Below are 20352 nucleotides of genomic sequence, written 5' to 3'. Positions count from 1 at the left end.
AGGACCTCTGCCGAAAGTCGGGCCCGGGGCTTTCACCCCGGACCCGACCGGCGAAACTGGTGAGCAGTGCTCAGCTCAGTGATGGATCAGGATCCCTGCCTGAGCAGGGGCGCTGATCGGAATCACTGCTGACCGGACTCGACCTGCTCCTCGGTGTAGAAGTCGGATTCCACGAGGATCTCCTCGTAGTTCTCCTCGAGGATCATCTCCACCGGCAGCAGGTAGGAGGGGATCACTGCGGAGCCGTTGTCATAGCTCTCGGTGTCGTTGGCCTCAGGCTCTTCCCCGTTGAGGAAGGCGTCGGCTGCGTTGACAGCTTCGTCCGCGAGGTTTCGGGTGTCCTTGAAGATGGTGGAGTGCTGCACGCCCTCCGCGATCAGCGAGACAGACGCGATCTCAGCATCCTGGCCGGTCACGATCGGCAGGCCGCTTTCGATGTCGTCACCCATGCCCGCGCTGCGCAGCGCATTGATGATGCCGCGTGAGAGCGGGTCTGCTGGGGAGAGCACACCGTCAAGCTCGGCATCCGAACCGCGGTAGTCACTGGTGATCAGGTTCTCCATGCGCTCCTGGGCGGTCTCCTGCTCCCAGCGCTGGGTGGCGGCCTGTTCGATCGTGGTCTGGCCGGAGGGAACTGCAAGCGTTCCATCCTCGATGTAGGGCTCCAGCACATCCATCGCACCGTCCCAGAAGAAGCGGGCGTTGTTGTCATCCAGCGAGCCGGCGAAGAGCTCCACGTTCAGCGTCTCCTCAGGAGCATCCTCGGCTTCCTCGAAGTTCTCGTCGAGGACCCCGAGGCCGTAGAGCAGCGCCCTGGCCTGCTCCTGGCCCACCGCGAAGTTGTCGAAGGTGACGTAGAAGTCGACGTTCTCGCTGTTGGTCAGCAGTCGGTCATAGGAGATCACCGGGATGTCTGCCGCTGCCGCGGCATCGAGCTGACTGGTCAGCGCCGAGCCGTCGATGGAGGCGATGATCAGCGCGTCATACTCCTGGGTGATCATCTGGTCGATCTGCTGCTGCTGGGTGGGGATGTCATCATCGGCGAACTGCAGGTCGGCGGTGTAGCCGAGCTCCTCCAGGCCCTCCTCCACGGAGGCGCCGTCGTTGAGCCAGCGCTCGTAGGTCTGCGTCGGCATCGCGACGCCGACTGTCATGTCCTCCGGTGCAGCGTCCCCTCCGCCGTCACCCTCGTCGCTTCCGGCCCCTCCGCCTGAACAAGCGGTGAGTCCCAAAACCAGGGCAGCCGAGGCGCCCAGCATCTTCATTGATCGGTTTTGCATCGTGTTTTCCTCCTGATTTGGTGCCTGCCCCTGCGGTAGGCACTTGGTGCGAATGAGTGGGTCTGTGGTGCGCGAGGGGTCAGAGACCCTGCGCAAGTCGGTAGTACGCCGCGTTGTGTCGCAGCTCCCGGGCGAAGCCGCGGGCGGTGGTGTCGGCATCGATCACTGCCAGCTCCATTCCGGCGATCTCGGCCAGATCTTCGAAGGCTTCAAGTCCGGCCGCAGTGGAGAGCACCGTGTGGTGCGCCGCCCCTGCGGTGAGCCAGCAGGTCGCTGAGGTCGCGAAGTTCGGCCGCGGCTCCCAGACCGCGCGCGCCACGGGAAGGTTCGGCAGCGGCTCATCCGGGGCCACCACGTCGACCAGGTTCGCGGTGAGCCGGAAGCGTTCGCGCAGGTCAGACATCGCGACGACGACTCCCTCACCGGGGTCCGTGTCGAAGACCATGCGGACCGGGTCCTCGCGGTCGCCGATGCCCAGCGGGTGGATCTCGATCCGGGGAGTGGTGGTGGTCAGTGAGGGGCAGATCTCGAGCATGTGCGCACCGAGGATCTTTTCCTTGCCCGGCGTCATCTCGTAGGTGTAGTCCTCCATCAGCGAGGCACCCCCAGGAAGACCGTGTCCCATGACCTTCGCGGCGCGGACCAGCAGGGCCGTCTTCCAGTCGCCCTCCGCGCCGAAACCGTAGCCGGCGGCCATGAGTCGCTGCACTGCCAGTCCGGGAAGCTGACGCAGTCCGCCGAGGTCCTCGAAGTTGGTGGTGAAGGCCTCGAATCCGCCCTCCTGGAGGAAGGACCGCATTCCGGCTTCCTGGCGGGCCGCGTAGGCGAGCGCCTCGCGGCGGGCGCCGCCTTCCTGCAGCTCCTCGGCGACGTCGTAGTCTGCGTCGTATTCAGCCAGCAGCGCGTCCACCTGGTCCTGGCTGACCGCCTCGACCCGTTCAACCAGGTCGTTGACCGCCCAGGTGTTGATGGAGGTGCCCAGCCGGATCTCGGCCTCGGTCTTGTCTCCCTCGGTGACCGCGACGTTGCGCATGTTGTCCCCGAACCGGCACACCCGCATGTTCTGCAACGCGTTCCATCCGGCGGCCGCACGTGCCCAGCTGGCCACTTCGCCGTGGACCCGCGGGTCGGTGCTGTGCCCGACCACGGTCTTCCTGCGCACCCCGGTGCGGGTGGCGATGTAGCCGAACTCGCGGTCGCCATGGGCGGCCTGGTTCAGGTTCATGAAGTCCATGTCGATGTCCGCCCAGGGCAGCGTCATGTTCGCCTGGGTGTGGAAGTGCAGCATCGGCTTGGCCAGGGCTTCGAGTCCGCTGATCCACATCTTCGCCGGAGAGAAGGTGTGCATCCACACGATCACGCCGAGGCAGTTCTCATCAGCGTTGGCTTGAAGGGCGGCGGAGCGGATCGCGTCACGCTCGGTGAGCACCGGCTTCCAGACGATCTCGACCGGCACCTCGCCGGCAGCGTCGAGGGCAGCGGCGACCTGCTGGGACTGCTCGGCGACCTGATCCAGCGTCTCGGGCCCGTAGAGACCCTGCGATCCGGTGAGGAACCAGATGGTCTTCGCTTCGAACGGAGAGGTGCTGGGGTTCGTGGTCATGGGGGTGCCGGCGCTCATGTGTTGTCTTTCTGTCCATAGACGTTCTGATACCGCGCATAGAGCGCGTCGATCTGATGCTGGGCGATGCGTTCGGGTTCCCCGTAGGCACGGGCCAGGTGCACGGTGCGCGCGACCTCTTCGCAGAGGACCGCCGCCTTGACCGCGTCCTTGGCATCTGTGCCGATGGTGAAGGGCCCGTGGCGGTCCATCAGCACCGCGCGGGATCGGGAGTCCTGGAGGGTCTCCACGATTCCGCGACCGATGGAGTCATCCCCGATCAGCGCGAACGGCCCGATGGGGATGTCGCCGCCGAACTCGTCGGCCATCATGGTCAGCACGCAGGGGATGGGCTCGCCCCGGGCCGCCCAGGAGGTCGCATAGGGCGAGTGGGTGTGCACCACACCGCCGACGGCTGGCATGTTCCGATACACGTAGGCGTGGGCTGCCGTGTCCGAGGAGGGCGAGAGGCCGATGGAGGTGTCGTCGTCGATCTTGGTGCCGTCCAGCGTGCAGACGACCATGTTCGCCGCGGTCAGCTCGTCATAGCTGACACCGGAAGGCTTGATGACGAAGACACCCGCCACGGGTTCCTCGGCTCCGGGGAACTCGACCTTCTGGGAGACGTTGCCCGCGGTCCAGGCCACCAGGTCGTTGCGCGGCAGCTCGGCATGCAGGGCGGCCACGGTCTTCCGGGACGCCGCGATGGCCTGGCTCGCCGAGTCGGAGAAGTTGTTCAGATGCAAGGTGCTCATGCGGCCACCGCCTTGTCGTGGGTCCCACGGTTGTTGTGGGCGTTGCGACGGATCGCCTTGAGTCGACGCATCACGTCATTGGTTCCGCGCCCGAAGTAGTCATGCAGGGCGCGATATTCAGCGAAGAGCTCGTCATAGGCGGCCTCCGCCTCGGGCTGGGGCGTGTAGGCATTCTTGCGCCGTCCGCCCATGAGTGAGCCGGCGGTGGGGACGTCCGGGTGGGCGCCTGCTGCCACAGCGGCATGGATGGCCGAGCCCAGCGCTGGTCCCTGCGTGGAGGTGATGGTGGAGATCGGAAGTCCGGTGATGTCGGCGTAGGTCTGCATCAAGAACGAGTTCTTGAGCAGTCCTCCCGCGACCACCAGCTCGGTCACCGGGACGCCTGAGGCGTTGAAGGCTTCGATGATGGTGCGGGTGCCGAAGGCGGTCGCCTCGAGCAGCGCCCGGTAGCCGTCCTCGGGCTTGGTGGCGAGAGTGGCGCCGAGCATCAGCCCGGAGAGCTCATGGTCCACCAGCACGGAGCGGTTTCCGGAGTGCCAGTCCAGCGCGATCAGGCCGTGTGCTCCCACGTCCTGTGTCGCGGACTTCTCGGTGAGCAGCTCATGGATGCTCATGCCGCGGGACTCTGCCTCTGCGCTGTAGCTGCCCGGGACCTGATTCTCCACGTACCAGGCGAAGATGTCTCCGACGCCGGACTGGCCAGCCTCGTAGCCCCAGAGTCCCTCCGTGATGCCGCCCTGTACGGCGCCGCACATCCCGGGCACCTCGGCGAGGCGCTCTCCATTCATCACGTGGCAGGTGGAGGTGCCCATGATCGCGACCATCTGGCCCGGGGCGACGGCATCGGCCGCCGGTGCGGTGACGTGCGCGTCGACGTTGCCCACCGCCACGGCGATGCCCTCGGGGAGGCCTGTCCATCCGGCGGCCTCGGCGGAGAGCCCGCCGGCGCGTGCACCGAGCTGACCGATCTCGTGGTCCAGCTTCTCGGCCACGAAGCCGGAGAACTCGGGGTTCAGTGCGCGCAGGAAGTCGGCATCCGGGTAGGACCCGTCCTGGTAGATGCCCTTATAGCCCGCGGTGCAGGCGTTGCGCAGGTATTCACCGGTGAGCTGCCAGACGATCCAGTCGGCTGCCTCGACCCAGTGATCCATCGCGGCGTAGATCTCTGGATCTTCTTCCAGGATCTGCAGGCCCTTGGCGAACTCCCACTCGGAGGAGATGAATCCGCCGTAGCGCCCGATCCAGGGTTCGTTTCTGGAATGGGCGAGTTCGTTGATGCGGTCAGCCTGGGCCTGCGCCGCGTGATGCTTCCAGAGCTTGACGTAGGCGTGGGGCCGGTCGGCGTATTCGGGCAGTTCGCTCAGCGGCGTGCCGTCCGTCGTCGTCGGCACCATGGTGCAGGCGGTGAAGTCCGTGGCGATGCCGATGACGTCCCCGGGGTTGACGCCCGCTTCGCGCAGCGCCTCAGGCACTGCGTTCTTCAGCACATCGACGTAGTCGCTGGGGACCTGGAGGGCCCACTCAGGGGGCAGCGCCTCCCCGCGATGAGCGGTGAGGCGATCATCCATCACCGCGTGGGAGTAAGGGTGCACGGCCGAACCCAGCTCTGCGCCATCGCTGACCCGGACCACAAGTGCGCGTCCGGAGAGCGTCCCGTAGTCGACTCCGATGACGACCGCATCCGCAGCTGGCATTGAACACCGTTCTTCCTTGCACTGAATCAGACCGCGGACGGCCCTGCGTGAACTGACTGTTTGACGTGTGGCCTGGGACCTTGAACTCCCCCTGCCGACATCGTGAGCTGAGTCACGTGATTCACGTCTCAGTCATGTTAACGTTAACATCACAGGTTTCGTCAAGCCACGCCCAAGTTTTTTTTCAGCTGCGGAATGCGGTGGAACCACGCTCGATGAGTTCGGGTGAGATGAAGTTCGGCACATGGGTCAGGCCGTCACTGACATCGAGCAGCAGCTCCAGGGCGGCCCGCCCCGCTTCTTCAAAGGGCTGACGCACGGTGGTCAGCGGCGGAGAGAAGTAGCCGGCGGCGTCGACATCGTCGAATCCGACCACGGAGATGTCATCCGGGACGCTGAGGCCGTGTTCCTGCAGCGCCCGAATCAGCCCCAGCGCGATGAAGTCGTTGGCCGCAAAGACCGCGTCGGGCAGCTCGTCGACCTCGAGGAGCCGTTGGGCAGCTTCGTAGCCGGCTTCGGCGGTCCACCCTCCGGCGCGGATCATCTGTGGCGCGCTGAGATCCGCGACGGCGAGCGCCTGCCGCCACCCGACCACTCGGCCGCGCGCATCGAACCAGTCCATCGGCCCGGCGATATGGGCGATCGAGCGGTGGCCGCGGTCGATCAGGTGCTGGGTGGCGCGGCGCGCACCGAGCTCCTGATCGATTCCGGCCACGTTCATGTTGTCCGCAGGCCACAGCCCGGAGGTCACCAGGACCAGCGGCAGCCGGGTGGAGAGCTGTTTCGCGGCCTCCGCCAGGGCTGGGACCGGGGTGATGACCACGATCCCGTCGATCCCATGGCTGAGAAAGAAGTCGAGGGTGGAGTCGATGGTCTCCGGACGCGGATCGCGCACCACGCTCAGCGCGGTGGCGTAGCCCCGCTGCCGGGCAGCGTTCTCGATGGCCCAGGTCATCCGGGTCGGTCCGAAGTCGGTGTCCCCCTGACCGACGACGCCGATCAGTCCGTTGCTCTGCGTCTTCAGCGCCCGGGCCTGGCTGTTGCGCCGGTAGCCCAGCGCCGCCATCGAGCGTTCGATCCGTTCGCGGGTGTCGGGAAGCACCGCCTCAGGGGTGTTCAGCACCCGGGAGACGCTCTGATGAGAGACGCCAGCATGCTTGGCGACGTCGACCATCGACGGCCGCCTGGCACCTTTGCGCTTCGCCCCACTCACCGGCGGCTCCTCTCCCTCGCTGCTGATGATCCTGCCATACGCTCAGCGAGGGAGAGGGCCGCTGCATCCCGGTAGGACACCCGCACCGAAGACCGTGGCGGGGCACCACTGCGAGGGCGCTTGACAGCGGGCCTACTGAAGCTGTGACTGCATCTCTGAGTACATCGCCTCAGCGGCCTCTGCCGGGGTGACCCTCTCGAAGAACAACTCATCCTGGTAGCGGTAGAGGATCTGTGAGAATGAAGAACCGCCCTGCGCAGTCGCCGGCTCGGCTGGACCCAGCTCAGGCTCTATGGCTTCGATGTACTCCGCGCTCACGGCCTCCATGCCCTCGAGGTCTTCAGAGAGATCCGCAAGTATCTCGGTGTTCGGCGGGAGGCCTCGTTCCACGCCCAGGATCTCTCCAGCCTCCGGGGAGTTCACGAAGAAGTCGATGAACTGTTGGACCTCTTCTGGGTGATCGGTTCTTGAATACCCCGAGAGGTACTGGGAGGACTTGTACCAGGGCTTCGCATCTTCGGGCGAGCCGGATTCCGTGGGAAACCTCAGCAGGTCAAACTCGACCCCAGCGCCGTCGGAGAGGGCCACGGACTCATTGGTCCACCATGTCCCCAGAGCCAGCTGACCACTGCCGCTGAGGGACTGCTCGGTCCCGATGTTCTGGTCCTCGCTCATGGCCGATGCCGGCGGGGTGCCACCGGCATTCATCAGCTCCAGATAGAACTCGAAGTACTCTTCGGCATCCTCGGGCTCGAAGCCCAGTGTCCCCTCATCTGTACTCAGACTCTTGTCGTGCTGACGCAGCCAGGACTGGAAGCCGGAAGGCTCGCGCGGCGCGCCGGCCCCGTACGCACCCTCCAGATTGTCGCTGAGCTCCACAGCGATGTCTGCGTAGTCATCCCAGGTCCACGAGGTGTCATCGGGCATGTCCACACCCGCCTCCTGGAAAAGTTCAGGATTCGCCACCATGACGAAAGAGTTCACTCCGATGGTCACTCCATACTGCGCATCATCGAGACGCCCGTTGGCCGCCACCGTCTCATTGAGGCCAGAAAGGTCGACCTGATCCAGATCCATGAGTGCGCCGCGGTCCGCGTACTCCCTGATGTACTGCTCGTCCATCTGAATGATGTCGGGAGCATCTCCGCCGGCCACCTGGGTTGCCAGCTGATCCCAATACCCGTCCCAGTTTCCGAACTGGGCCTCCACGGTGATTCCCGGGTTCTCCTCCTCGAAGAGGTCGATCACGTCCTGTGTGATCTGCTGGCGCGTGTCCGAACCCCAGAACGTGAAGCTCAGCGCGACATCCTCACCCTCGCCGCCGCCATCCCCGCCTCCACACGCACTGAGGCCGAGAGCGCCGATGAGCAGCAGGGCCGATACCGATGTGGGTCTTGAATGCCTCATGGTGAATCCTTTGACTATGGGCGGCTTCCTGCAGGGCTCCAGGCCCGGACTGTTGAAGCTCGACGCGAAAGCTGATCACCTGAGGTTATGACGTGATCCGAATCACGGACCCACAAAATCCACCAGGTGACCATGCCGGCTCACTATGGCGCGATGCCGCGCTCGCCCACCGGTGCATCAGACGCCTTCTCATTCACCTCAGCCGCGTGGACTCGCGCAGCACCGGGGACCCTTCGACGACCAGGCGTCGATCCATATCGCCATCGGCCAGCAGCATCTCCGCGCTCATGCGTCCGATCTCTTCCAGCGGAAGTCGCACCGTGGTGACGGTGGGGTGCTGATCTGCCAAGGTCGGAATGTCGTCGAATCCTGCCAGCGCGATGTCACCCGGCACAGAGAGTCCGGCGGCCCGCACCGCTGCGAGTGCTCCCAGCGCCATCACGTCATTGACGCAGAACACACACAGCGGACGTCGTGACTCCGCCTCCAAGGCACCCGAGTCGATGAGCTCAGCCATCATGAGGTAGCCGCCGTCGCGCGTGAAAGCGCCTTCCAACACCCGTTCAGGGGTTACTCCGGCCGAGCGCAGCTTCCCCAGGAATCCGGCTGCTCGCTGCGAGGATGTGGACAGCGTGGAGGCTCCTGAGAGCACAGCAAACCTTCGGTGACCCTCATGCAGCAGGGCTTCCGCCAGGTCAGCGGCGCCTGACTCGTTGGCGATCTGCACCCCGCCCGCGTTGGGCAGCGGCTGACCGATCATCGCGACGCGTCCGCCATTGGCTCGATAGGTGCGCAGCACCTGATCCAGCAGCGCATCATCAGCCAGGCCACGAGAACCCGCAAGAAGAATCGCGTCAGTCCGATATGACATGAACGTGCGCACCGCCTCGACCTCCGCCTCCGCGCCGCGCTCTGTGGACGCCAGCATGAGCTGAATTCCGGAACCACTGAGTCCACGCTGGGCCCCGCGTGCGATCGAGGAGAAGTACGGGTCCGCGATGTCGTGGACCACAAGCCCCATCAACCCGGCACTGGAACGAGCAAGCGCCTGGGCCTGGGCATTCGGGAAGTACCCGAGGCTTTCGGCCGCCACCCGCACGCGCGCGGCGATATCGGGTTGGGGGCTGCGTGCCGAGCCGTTGAGGACTCGGGAGGCGGTTGAGGGAGAGACTCCCGCAGCCTCTGCCACATCTGCCAGACGAACCGCCATCGCACGTCCTTTCAGGGTCACGTTCTTCGGAGGCTGAATGTTGCCGACCACGACGGCGAGCAACTGTGATGGTTGACACACTACAGCCCCCGCGCTAGCTTGGAAAGCGCATTCCATGCCTCTCGACCAAGGAGTCCTCCACTATGTCTGAACCCCGCGTCCTGCGCATCGCCATGAACGGCATCACCGGCCGGATGGGATACCGCCAGCACCTGCTGCGGTCGATCCTGCCGATCCGCGACCAGGGCGGAATCACCCTGGCGGATGGGTCTAAGGTCACCGTCGAGCCGATACTGATCGGACGCAATGAGGCGCGCATCAAGGAGCTGGCAGCTCTGCACGACGTCGAGCACTACACGACCGATCTTGACGGCGCCATCAATGACCCCACCGTGGACATCGTCTTCGACGCCTCCATGACCTCGCTGCGCCACGCGACACTGTCCAAGGCGATCCGCGCCGGCAAACACATCTTCACCGAGAAGCCCACTGCCGAGACCCTCGAAGAGGCCATCGACCTGGCCCGTCAGGCTGAGAAGGCTGGAATCACCGCCGGCGTCGTGCACGACAAGCTGTACCTGCCCGGGCTGGTGAAGCTGCGGCGACTGGTGGAGGAGGGCTTCTTCGGCCGCATCCTCTCGCTGCGCGGAGAGTTCGGCTACTGGGTGTTCGAAGGTGATCACCAGCCCGCCCAGCGCCCCTCGTGGAACTATCGACTCGCCGACGGCGGCTCGATGACGACCGATATGTACTGCCACTGGAACTACGTGCTGGAGGGCATCATCGGCAAGGTCAAGACCGTCACCTCCAAGACCGCCACGCATATCCCCCAGCGCTGGGACGAGAAGGGCGAGCGCTACGAGGCAGACGCCGACGACGCCGCGTACGGCATCTTCGACCTGGAGACCCCTGCGGGCGATCAGGTCATCGGACAGATCAACTCGTCCTGGGCCGTGCGCGTCTACCGGGATGAGCTCGTGGAGTTCCAGATCGACGGGACCCACGGCTCGGCGGTGGCAGGGCTGAACAAGTGTGTCGCCCAGCAGCGTGCCCACACCCCCAAGCCTGTCTGGAACCCTGACCTTCCGGTGACCGAATCCTTCCGTGATCAGTGGATGGAAGTCCCGAACAACGGTGATCTGGACAACGGGTTCAAGGCGCAGTGGGAAGAGTTCCTCACCGACGTCGTCGCGGGTCGTGAGCATCGATTCGGCCTGCTCTCAGCAGCGCGCGGCGTGCAGCTGGCCGAGCTCGGCCTTCAGTCCGCCGCGGAACGCCGCACCCTTGACATCCCGGAGATCACCCTGTGAACGCCACCACCTCTACGCTGCCCACCCTGGACCTGCCCTCACCCGAGGGTCAGCTGATCAGCTACACGATGAGCGGACCCGGTGACTTCCCGCGCCCGGAGAAGCCACTCACCTCACGGAAGGTCTACGCCGCAGCACACGTTGTTCCCGTGATGACCGCAGAGAACGTGCCCGGCGCACCCGCCCAGCTGGACTGGGAGGCAACACTGGCCTACCGCCACGAGCTTTGGTCCTACGGGCTCGGCGTGGCCGATGCCATGGACACCGCCCAGCGCGGCATGGGACTCGATTGGAAGGCCACCCAGGAGCTGATCCGTCGCTCGGCGGCCGAGGCTGCCGCCGTCGTCCGCTCACAGCGCCACCCGGCACTGGCAGGGCGTTCCGTCCGAGACCTCATCGCCTGCGGCGCCGGCACCGACCAGCTGGACCCCGCCGGGGTCGAGGCGGGAGGGTCGGGACTCGAGGCCGTGCTCGCCGCTTATCAGGAACAGCTGCAGGTGGTCGAGGATTCGGGCGCGAAGGTCATCCTGATGGCTTCCCGCGCGTTGGCCAAGGTGGCCGCGGGGCCTGAGGATTACCTGTTGGTCTACTCCCAGCTGCTCGAACGGGCCAAGGAACCGGTCATCCTGCACTGGCTGGGCCCAATGTTCGATCCGGCTCTTGCCGGGTACTGGGGCTCCGATGACGTCCCGGCGGCCACTGACACGTTCCTTCAGCTGATCCAGTCGAATGCCGCCAAGGTCGACGGCGTGAAGGTCTCGCTGCTCGACGCCGAGCATGAGAAGCAGCTGCGGGCCGCGCTTCCGATGAATGTGCGCCTCTATACCGGAGACGACTTCAACTACCCCGAGCTCATCGACGGCGACGAACACGCCTACTCAGACGCACTGCTGGGGATCTTCGCCGCCATCTACCCGGCGGCCTCCGCTGCCCTGCAGGCCTACGACGCCGGCGAGTCCGCGCGGGGACGCGAGATCCTGGACTCAACCCGAGCTCTGGGCAAGCACATCTTCGCCGCACCCACCTTGTACTACAAGACCGGCATCGCCTTCCTCTCCTGGCTCAACGGCCACCAGAGCGGCTTCCAACTGGTCGGCGGGCTGCATTCCGGGCGCTCACTCACCCATCTGGCGCATACCTTCGTGCTCGCCGATCAGGCGGGACTGCTGCGCGATCCACAGCTGGCCGCCGCGCGGATGACCTCACTGCTGAAGACCGGGGGCCTGGCATGAGCTTCGAACTCTCGCTGAACACCGGCACCACGCCCACGCTGAGCCTCGAACAGGCAGCGGAGGCAGTCGCCGAGTCTGGACTGCAGCACATCGGCCCCTGGCGGCACCTGCTGGAGCAGGCTGGTGGCGCCGAGAAGGCGGCGTCGATCATTTCGGCGGCGGGGCTGAAGGCGACCACGCTGTGCCGTGGCGGGTTCCTCACCCCGGCCGATGTTCAGGGGCGACGCGCGGCGCTGGAGTCCAACCGGGCAGCGATCCGCGAGGCGGCGGCCATCGGCGCCGGTGAGCTGATCATGGTGGTCGGGGGTCTGCCCGCCGCGGCACACCTGATCGGAGGATCCGGTGACCCCGCAGACAAAGACATCCTCGGTGCCCGAGCACGCGTAGCCGAAGGCATCGCCGAGCTGGTTCCGTACGCCGCTGAACACCAGGTCAGGCTCGTGCTGGAACCCCTTCACCCGATGTACGCCGCAGACCGAGCGGTCCTCTCCACCCTGGGTGAGGCGCTGGAACTCGCCGCCGACCACCCTGCAGAGACCCTCGGAGTCGTGGTCGACACGTTCCATGTGTGGTGGGACCCGCAGCTGGAGGCGATGATCGCCCGTGCCGGCGCGGAGAACCGCATTGCCAGCTACCAGGTCTGCGACTTCAATCTGCCTCTGGCGGCCGATGCGCTGAAGTCTCGGGGCATGATGGGCGACGGATACGTGGACTTTCCGACGATCAGCCGCTGGGTGGCCGCGGCGGGATACACCGGTCCCGTGGAGGTGGAGATCTTCAACGAGAAGATCAACAACCAGGATGCACGCCTCACTCTGGAGACCATGAGGCAGCGCTACGAGGAGCTGGTGCTCCCGTCGCTGCGCGAGGCCGAGGCAGGGGTCCGGTCATGAACTCGCCCCACGCCGTGGCCTCCACGGCGGCGACCGAGGCGGAAGAACCCGTTCGAACCGTGGTGCTCATCGGCCTGGACGGCTTCGGCCGTCAACACCTCTTGAACCTGGCACGGCTCACCGCAGGTGGGCGCGCAAAGTTGATCGCGGGGGTGTCGTTCTCGGATCCGGGCCCCGAGATCCGTGGAGACATCCCGGTGTACCAGACCTTGGCCCAGGCATACGAGGCGGGGCACCACCCAGACATCGTGATCGTTTCCACACCGATCAACACCCACTTCGAACTCGCCGCCGAAGCGCTGCAAGCCGGGGCAGACGTGTTGTTGGAGAAGCCACCCACGGCGACCCTGGACCAGTTCACCCAGCTCATGACCGTGGCAGAGACGTGCGGCCGTCGAGTACAGGTCGGCTTCCAGTCGCTGGGCTCCCATGCGCTTCCAGCGATCACAGAGCTGCTGACCGGCGCTCAGGGGGAACCGGGACTCATCGGAGAGCTCCGGGCCGTCGGCGCCACCGGGCTCTGGCTGCGCACAGTGTCGTACTACCAGCGCTCACCCTGGGCCGGAAGGCGTGAGATGGACGGCGTGCCCGTGGTGGACGGCGTGGTCACCAATCCGCTCGCGCACGCGGTCAAGACCGCACTGCACATCGCCGGCGCCAAGACGCTGGACGACGTGGCAGAGCTGCACACCGAGCTGCATCACGCCCACGACATCGAGGCCGATGACACCTCCATCGTGCAGCTGCGCACCACTGCGGGCATCCCCGTGACCGCCGCGCTGACCCTCTGCGCTGCAGAACAGCAGGACCCGTGGATCACCATCTCCGGAACCGAGGGTGAGGCCATCTTCTACTACACCCGCGATGAACTTGTGGTGCGTCCGAACACTCAGCGACCTGGATACGCCGAGATCGGACCCCAGACATACCAGTTCGAGCGGACCAACTTGCTGGAGAATCTCATCGACGTCCAGGACGGGGTCACGCGACTCGACGGCACATCCGCGCAGCTGCTCTCCCCGCTGGCGGATCACGGAGCGTTCATGCGAGTGCTCGAAGCCGTGCGCACCGCGAAGGCCCCCCAGGGCATCGCGGAGGAGCATCTGAGCTGGTCCGGCGAGGGCGAGGATGCTCATCCCGTGCTGACCGACATCGAGCTTCACCTTGCGCGGGCGGTCAAGGCAGCCCCCAGCTCGTTCTCCTCACTAGGTGTGCCCTGGGCAGCACCTCCGGCCTCCACGGGTCAGTTGAGCGTCCATCTCAATGGCAGTTCGCTGCCCGTGATGGACCTGCGCTCCGGGTCCGACATCTCTCCCACAGACTCACCACGACCCTTCCTCGACCAGATACGGACCCTCGGGGGTGTGGTGGTCACGGACCAGCAGCCCCTTGACCACACGTGGCATCTGGGGGTGGGCGTGGCCCTCCAGGACGTCAACGGCACCAATTTCTGGGGCGGTCGCACCTACACCCGCGAGACGGGACGCTATGTCTGGCGTGATGACCACGGAAGGATCGAGCCCACCTCCGAGCAGGTCACCGAAGCTCCCCTGGGTCAACGGTTGGACCAGCAGCTGACCTGGGTCGACCCGCCGGGGGCGGCGGTTCTGCAGGAGCGCCGGGAGACCAGCGTCAGCATCGACGCCGCACATCCGTCCGGCTGGATCATGGACTTCGCCTCAACGCTGAGCCCGGCCGGCGCTCAGGCGGTCTCGCTGGGAAGTCCTGGTTCCAACGGAAGGCTCCAGGGCGGCTACGGCGGCTTCTTCTGGCGACTGCCGGCCCTGGGCGAGGCGGAGTTCTTCACGGCCGAGGCCAAGGGGGAGGAGGCCGTCCATGGCAGTCACACCTCGTGGCTGGCGGTCAGCGCGGACTTTCTGCCCCTTCCCAGCCGCGCAGGACGCGCAGGACCAGCCACCCTGATCTTCCTGCGCGAGGAGGGCAACCCCGATCCGTGGTTCGTGCGGCACGCGTCCTATCCAGGTGTAGGCATGTCCCTGGCATGGGACGAAGCAGTGCTGGCCACGCCGGGGGAAAGCGTCCGACGTGCGCTCCGCGTGATGGTCCTCGATTCACGGCTCAGCTCCGCGCAGGTGGCCGACCATGTCGGCTGACGCCCCTCGCCCAAGGCGGCGCAGCAGTCCCACAGAGCTCGAAGCCGCACAGGACGAATTCGAGACCAAGCATGCCCGCCTGGTCCAGATCCTCGAAGACCGTGAGGCCGACGCCCTCGTGCTCAACACCGCGGGGGCGCTGTCCTGGCTGCTGCTTGGGGCGCGGGTACACGTCTCCCTGGCGGGACCGCCGATTCTGAACGCCGTGGTGCACCGCGAAGGGGTGGAGATCGGCGTCTTCGCGAATGAGTCCGACCGCATGTGCGAGGAGGAGCTGGACACTCTGCTGCTCGCCGGGGCGCCGGTGCAGGTCCATGAGCTCCCCTGGTACAGCGATCTGGCCGCCATCAGCGAGTGGCTGCCCGTGAGCGGTGCCTGGACGCTGCTGAGCGAGACCTCCGCGGCGCTCGAGCTCCGAGCAGCGCGCGCCTCATTGCTGCCCCCGGAGATCGAACGGTACCGCGGACTCTGCACGGACGCCGCCTCCGCGCTGACAGAGGTTCTCTCTGCGGCGACCCCAGAGACCACAGAGCGTCAGCTGAGCGCGGGCCTGGCCCCGCTGATCATCACGGCTGGAGCCGATCCGGTGGTCCTGCTCGCCAACGGTGCCTCGAGGGCGGCACACCGGCACCCCCTCCCCACCGACGCCACGCTGGGCCGGCGGGCCATGGCCGTGGTCTGCGCGAGACGCGGCGGGCTGATCGCCAATGTCACCCGCTGGGTGGCGTTCGAGGATCCACTCCCCGGCGAGGAAGCGCTGGACGAAGCGATCGCCCGAGTGGAGGCAGACGCGCTCGGCGCGCTCGCTCCCGGAGTCGCTCTCGAGGCGGTGCTCGAGGAACTCATGGCCGCGTATCCTCGTCACGGTCTGGACGTCCAGGAGTGGACGCGCCACCACCAGGGCGGGGCTGCGGGGTACCAGGGAAGAGACCCCCGACTCAGTCCTGGAGTCCGCGATCTCATCCATCCGAACCAGGCGTTTGCGCTGAACCCGAGTGGGTTTGACCCCGCACGGCGTCTGGCGGCGAAGATCGAAGACACTGTGGTGCTGCGCAGCGAAGGCTCTGCCTCCCCATGGGTGGACGTGCTCTCGGTGGATTCGCGCTGGCCCACGGTCCAGATCGACGGCAGGGCACGGCCGAGCGTTCTGCGCCTCTGAATCACCTCGACTACGCTGAAGCGTGGCAAGGCTCACAATCACTGAAGGAGAACAAGATGACCGGACCGATCGTCGTCGGCGTGGATGGAAGCCCCACAGCCCAGCGAGCAGCGCACAAGGCGCGAGACCTCGCGATCCGACTTGGAGTCCCGCTCCACGTGGTCTCCGCTCATACCGATGCCACCATCGAACATGTGAACAGCGGGTCGGACCAGTGGGTGGTCTCCGGTGCTGACAACGCCCTCTACATCGCCGAGCAGGTGGTCAAGGGGCTTCGCACTCCTGGTCTCAAGATTCAGGCTGGGTCGGCACAGGGCAAGCCCTCGGAGGCCCTGATCGACTACGCCGACAAGGCCGATGCCGAGATGATCGTCGTCGGAAATCAGCGCATGCGCGGCGCCCGGAGGGTGCTGGGCAGCGTGGCCAACTCGGTGTCGCACAATGCCACCTGCGATGTCTACATCGCGAACACCTACGCCGACTGATCGCTTCGAGCGGCGCATGAGCCGCACAGCATGACCAGGCCCGCCCCACGAGCTAGGAGGCGGGCCTGGTCATGCCGAGTCGCGACCCGCTGAGGACGTCGCGGCTCTCCGACTGTTCTGCTCGTCGGCTATTCGATCGCGGCCTGCATCTCTGTGATCACTGCGGCAGCTGCCTCCTCGGGACTGAGCCGCTCGAAGTAGAGCTCATCCTCGAAGCGCACCATCGTCTCTTGGATGGCGGAGAATCCCAGAGCCGGCACCGGTTCTGGTCCAGCGATCTCCTCGCCGATCTCAGCGACGAATTCGGCAGACTTGAGATCCTGACCCTCTATCTCGTCGAGGACGGCCGCTCGCACCTCCTGCTGAGAGGGCAGACCTCGATCAGTGAGACCGAGAAGACCTGCGTCCACGTCGTTGATCATGAAGTCGATGAACGTCTGCACCTCCTCCGGGTGTTCCGTGCTGGCAGAGGCGGACATGAACATCGAGGACTTGGACCAGGCCCCGCTGTCCTCCGCCTCCCCGGTCTTCGATGGGAAGCGCAGCAGCTCCATCTCCACACCGGCCGATTCTGAGATTCCCGCCAGAGAACTGGTCCACATCGGCGCGAGCGCGACCCGGCCGGTATGGATGAGCTGCTGTTCCGGACTCGCCCCTCGATTTTCCGCCATCACATCCGCGGGCGGCATTCCGCCGTCGCGTGCGAGCTCCAGCCAATACTCGTAGTACTCGACGAGGTCCTGCTCCTCGAAGCCGAGCTCACCGTCTTCGGTGGTGAGGTGTTTTCCGTCTTGACGAAGCCATACCTGGAAGCCCCCAGGTTCATTGGTCTCGTTCGTGCCATAGGAGCCATCGAGATTCGCGCTGAGCTCAGTGGTGATCTCGGCGAAGTCCTCCCACGTCCAGGTCGTGTCGTCCGGCACGTCGACGCCGGCCTCTTCGAAGAGTGCCGGATTCATGCCCAGCGCCAGGGAGTTCACCCCGGTCGTGATGCCGAAGAGTCCCTCTTCGGTGCGACCGTTGTTGGCAGCATCCTCGTCCATCTGGGAGACATCGACATCTGTGAGATCCAGCAGCACTCCACGGTCCGCGTACTCCCGGAGGTACTTGTCGTCCATCTGGATCAGATCCGGCGTATCACCGCCGGCCGTCTGTGTGGCCAGCTGCTCCCAGTGTCCACTGAAGTCGGAGTAGGCGCCGGTGACCGAGATGTCGGGATGTTCCGCCTCGAAAGCCTCGATGATCGCCTCGGTCTGCTCCACACGCAGACCGCCACCCCAGTACGCAAGGCTGAGCTCCACCGGTTCGTCTCCCTCACCCCCGGCCTGAGCATCTCCAGAACCACAGGCGGTGAGGCCCAGCAGGGCGGCCAGTCCGACGGCCGTGAACTGAGCAGATCGAAGGTGTACTTGCATAGCTTCTTCCCTGAAGGCTCATTGCTCGGCCGTGCCCAAGGTCTGGAAAACGGCCGAACTTGTGAATAAAACGATTCAATAGGAGCCTAGATGTGATTCTGTTCACACTCAAGGGAATGAGCATGCCCGGGTCGCATCGTGGGATGCCGGGCAGTCAGGCCTAAGGGGTCGGGCCGGACAAACCTCAGGTTGAGGTGTCCGGACCGGAGCCCGGCTCGGTCCTCAGCTCGGACCGCCAGGAGCGTGTGGGCTCCCACCCGAGCACCTCTTTGGCCTTCTGCACGGAGAACGCCGGGGCATCCCCTGTGAGACCTGTGGCCAGGTGCGACAGTGCGGGGAAGTGCTCCGGGATGAGCTCAGCCAACGGTCGGCGGGCCATCGCATCCTTGGCACCGACGAAGAACACAGCACCGTTCTCCACCCGGTCGATGTTCGCGAGGGCGGTGAGCAGAAAGTCGGTCACGTCGCGGGCGTCCACATAGTTGAACAGCGCCACCGCCGAGAGCGACGGGTCGTCCAGCCGCTCGGCGATCGTGTGTCCCTGCTGAGTCGCAGCACCCTCCCATTCCTCGGGTGCGATCACATAGCAGGGCCTGAAGCTGATGAACTTCACCTCATCGGTCTGCTGAGCGAACATCGCCGCCACCTGCTCCGCCACATACTTGCTCAGCCCATAGGCGTGCCACGGCTGAGGGACGACGTCCTCGTCAAGCGGCAGCCGCGGCGGCACCCAGCCGGCGGGCGAGCCATAGCCCATGATCGACGGGCTGGAGGCGATGATCACCTTCTTCGCACCGGAGGCCACTGCTGCGGCCGTGACATTGTGCGCGATCCCCGCGTTGGTCCGCAGGATCACATCCTCGGGGGCGCTGAAGGGCACCGCGATGGCAGCCAGAGAGACCACTGCGCCAGGTCGCAGCTCCTCGAAGAGAGCCTGGGTGGACGCAGCGTCGAGCAGATCGATGCTGCGATATGTCACACCCCTCGCGGGGTTCTCAGGCAGCGTCTGATCGATGCTGACGACATCGTGGCCCGCCGCGGCGAAACCGGCTACGACGCTGCGCCCAAGTCGGCCAGAGCCTCCGGTGATGATGACTCGCTCAGACATGGGCGGCAGCCTCCAATCCCAGATTCAGGTCCCCAACCCTGATCGCAGTCCCCGTGGCGAGGGACTCATTGCCGCAGATTCCGACGGCGATGGCCTGGATCCCGTCCACCAGTCCGGCAGGGCGTTCGTAGGGGTCCTCGCCGGCGCCGCGGAAGATATCGGCCAGCAACAGCCTGTCCCCACCGCCGTGGGCGCCTTCGCCGTTGATGATCTCCACCTCCCGAGCCTCCTCCCAATGGCGCTGCAGCAGCAGCCGTTCTCCCTTTGCGCGCAGCTGGTTCGACTGCGCGTCGTCGCTGACCGACGGATCCACGGGAGATCCGCCGGCTGCGGGCAGGACGGCGGCGCGTTCGATCACCTCAAGCTCAAGGCGCCCCTCAGTGCCGTTGACGGCGACCCGGTAGCCCTCCCAGGGACTGTGCGCGTTGAGCGAGTAGTTCAGGATCGCCCCGCGGGAGTAGTCCACGACCAGCGCGAGGTTGTCCTCGATGGTGATGCCCTCGGAGAAGACGTCCTGGTCACGTCGGTAGCCGTCATGGTGTTCGTTGTTCAGGTAGAGCCCCTGCAGCCGTTCGTCCGAGCGCAGGTCCAGCGCAAAGGGGTCAGCCTCGGAGCCCTCTCGAGTGCCACGTTCGGAGGCGGTGATGCCACGCTTGGCGGCAGATTCAGCCCCGTAGAACTTCAGGCCGCCCGAGGCGTAGACGCGTTGTGGGACGTCGTGGATCCACCAGTTCACCAGGTCGAAGTGGTGGCTGGCCTTGTGGATCAGCAGTCCCCCGGAATTCTCTTTGATGCGGTGCCAGCGGCGGAAATAATCGGCGCCGTGGACGGTGTCCAACACCCAGGTGAAGTCCACCGAGGTGACGTCGCCGATGGTTCCGTCTTGGATCGCGGCTTTCAACGCGGTGTTGCGCGGTGAGTAGCGGTAGTTGAAGGTGACGATGACCTCACGTCCGGTCTCTCGGACCGTCTTCGCGATCCGTGCGCTCGCCTCCGCACTGACCGTGAGCGGCTTCTCCACGATGACATCGGCGCCGGCTGTCAGGCTCTCCACGATGTAGTCGGCGTGGGTGAAGTCGGGACTGGTGATGATGACCCGGTCGATCGCCTCGCTCCGGATGAACTGCGTGAGCGCGGCCGGGTCGAAGCTGGCGGGACGCTGCCCTGAGTCGGACGCCACCTGGTCCTGGTAGTACTGGACCCGGCCCGGGTTGGTGTCTGCCAGGGCGACAAGCTCGGCCACGTCGGCATGTGGACCGGAGATGGCGTTGATGTACATCTCACAGCGGTTGCCCATCCCGATGATCACATAGCGGGTGCGTGCGGTCTCTGTCCTGGTTGTTGAGCTCATCGTGAGCCGCTCCTTCGTGCTGGTAGGGCGTGGGGGCTGTCGCGGATTGGAGGGGGCGGATAGGGGTATCGCAGTGTGTCGATCCGGTATCGACCGGCCTCACCGAAAAGCGACCGCCCGCCGTCG

16 protein-coding genes are annotated in these 20352 nt (G+C 65.7%); 6 read left to right on the top strand and 10 right to left on the bottom strand.

Annotated elements, in window-relative coordinates:
* Positions 1-122 precede the first annotated feature (122 nt).
* The 7 genes from chvE to H4W26_RS08915 all read right to left on the bottom strand — a co-directional run bounded on the left by chvE (position 123) and on the right by H4W26_RS08915 (position 9159).
* Complete coding sequence (gene chvE / locus H4W26_RS08945; RefSeq protein WP_192591707.1) at positions 123-1280, bottom strand: multiple monosaccharide ABC transporter substrate-binding protein; 1158 nt, start codon at positions 1278-1280, stop codon at positions 123-125.
* Positions 1281-1359: 79 nt separating this feature from the next.
* The gene (gene araA / locus H4W26_RS08940) at positions 1360-2883 is read right to left on the bottom strand and encodes an L-arabinose isomerase (protein ID WP_192592103.1); all 1524 of its coding nucleotides are present in this window, start codon (positions 2881-2883) and stop codon (positions 1360-1362) included.
* 14 nt (positions 2884-2897) lie between these two features.
* Positions 2898-3635 carry an L-ribulose-5-phosphate 4-epimerase gene (locus tag H4W26_RS08935; protein ID WP_192591706.1) on the bottom strand — a complete coding sequence of 246 codons (738 nt, stop codon included), beginning with the start codon at positions 3633-3635 and terminating at the stop codon, positions 2898-2900.
* On the bottom strand, positions 3632-5329 hold the full coding sequence (araB, locus tag H4W26_RS08930; protein WP_192591705.1) for a ribulokinase: 1698 nt from the start codon (positions 5327-5329) through the stop codon (positions 3632-3634). The genes H4W26_RS08935 and araB overlap by 4 nt, the downstream gene beginning before the upstream one ends.
* A 184-nt stretch (positions 5330-5513) precedes the next feature.
* Entirely contained in the window at positions 5514-6542 is a 1029-nt protein-coding gene (locus tag H4W26_RS08925; RefSeq protein WP_192591704.1) for a LacI family DNA-binding transcriptional regulator, read from the bottom strand.
* A gap of 132 nt (positions 6543-6674) precedes the next feature.
* Positions 6675-7949 (bottom strand): ABC transporter substrate-binding protein, encoded by a 1275-nt coding sequence (locus H4W26_RS08920; protein WP_192591703.1) that lies wholly within the window; start codon positions 7947-7949, stop codon positions 6675-6677.
* 193 nt (positions 7950-8142) lie between these two features.
* Entirely contained in the window at positions 8143-9159 is a 1017-nt protein-coding gene (locus H4W26_RS08915) for a LacI family DNA-binding transcriptional regulator (protein WP_192591702.1), read from the bottom strand.
* A 143-nt stretch (positions 9160-9302) separates the two neighbouring features.
* Here H4W26_RS08915 and H4W26_RS08910 point away from each other — a divergent pair, with 143 nt between their 5' ends.
* The 6 genes from H4W26_RS08910 to H4W26_RS08885 are packed head-to-tail and all read left to right on the top strand — an operon-like array spanning position 9303 to position 16352.
* On the top strand, positions 9303-10469 hold the full coding sequence (locus H4W26_RS08910) for a Gfo/Idh/MocA family protein (RefSeq protein ID WP_192591701.1): 1167 nt from the start codon (positions 9303-9305) through the stop codon (positions 10467-10469).
* A gap of 17 nt (positions 10470-10486) precedes the next feature.
* Entirely contained in the window at positions 10487-11701 is a 1215-nt protein-coding gene (locus H4W26_RS08905) for a dihydrodipicolinate synthase family protein (RefSeq protein ID WP_225939964.1), read from the top strand.
* Entirely contained in the window at positions 11698-12594 is an 897-nt protein-coding gene (locus H4W26_RS08900) for a sugar phosphate isomerase/epimerase family protein (protein WP_192591700.1), read from the top strand. Before H4W26_RS08905 ends, H4W26_RS08900 begins: the two co-directional genes overlap by 4 nt.
* On the top strand, positions 12591-14708 hold the full coding sequence (locus tag H4W26_RS08895) for a DUF6807 family protein (protein WP_192591699.1): 2118 nt from the start codon (positions 12591-12593) through the stop codon (positions 14706-14708). The genes H4W26_RS08900 and H4W26_RS08895 overlap by 4 nt, the downstream gene beginning before the upstream one ends.
* A complete protein-coding gene (locus H4W26_RS08890; RefSeq protein WP_192591698.1) occupies positions 14698-15867 on the top strand; it encodes a M24 family metallopeptidase in 1170 nt (389 codons plus the stop codon). Before H4W26_RS08895 ends, H4W26_RS08890 begins: the two co-directional genes overlap by 11 nt.
* Before the next feature lie 56 nt (positions 15868-15923).
* Positions 15924-16352, top strand: a complete 429-nt coding sequence (locus tag H4W26_RS08885; protein WP_192591697.1) for a universal stress protein — start codon at positions 15924-15926, stop codon at positions 16350-16352.
* A gap of 128 nt (positions 16353-16480) precedes the next feature.
* Here H4W26_RS08885 and H4W26_RS08880 read toward each other — a convergent pair whose 3' ends face one another.
* The 3 genes from H4W26_RS08880 to H4W26_RS08870 form a co-directional block, all read right to left on the bottom strand.
* On the bottom strand, positions 16481-17767 hold the full coding sequence (locus tag H4W26_RS08880) for an ABC transporter substrate-binding protein (protein WP_192591696.1): 1287 nt from the start codon (positions 17765-17767) through the stop codon (positions 16481-16483).
* A gap of 184 nt (positions 17768-17951) precedes the next feature.
* Positions 17952-18875: an NAD-dependent epimerase/dehydratase family protein gene (locus H4W26_RS08875; RefSeq protein WP_192591695.1), complete on the bottom strand. Its 924-nt coding sequence runs from the start codon at positions 18873-18875 to the stop codon at positions 17952-17954.
* A complete protein-coding gene (locus tag H4W26_RS08870; RefSeq protein WP_192591694.1) occupies positions 18868-20226 on the bottom strand; it encodes a Gfo/Idh/MocA family protein in 1359 nt (452 codons plus the stop codon). The genes H4W26_RS08875 and H4W26_RS08870 overlap by 8 nt, the downstream gene beginning before the upstream one ends.
* Positions 20227-20352: the final 126 nt, after the last annotated feature.

Origin of the sequence: Nesterenkonia halotolerans, assembly GCF_014874065.1 — a bacterium.
Classification (GTDB): Bacteria; Actinomycetota; Actinomycetes; order Actinomycetales; family Micrococcaceae; genus Nesterenkonia; species Nesterenkonia halotolerans.
Note: the sequence above shows the minus strand (reverse complement) of the source record. Positions and strands in the feature narration are given on the sequence as shown.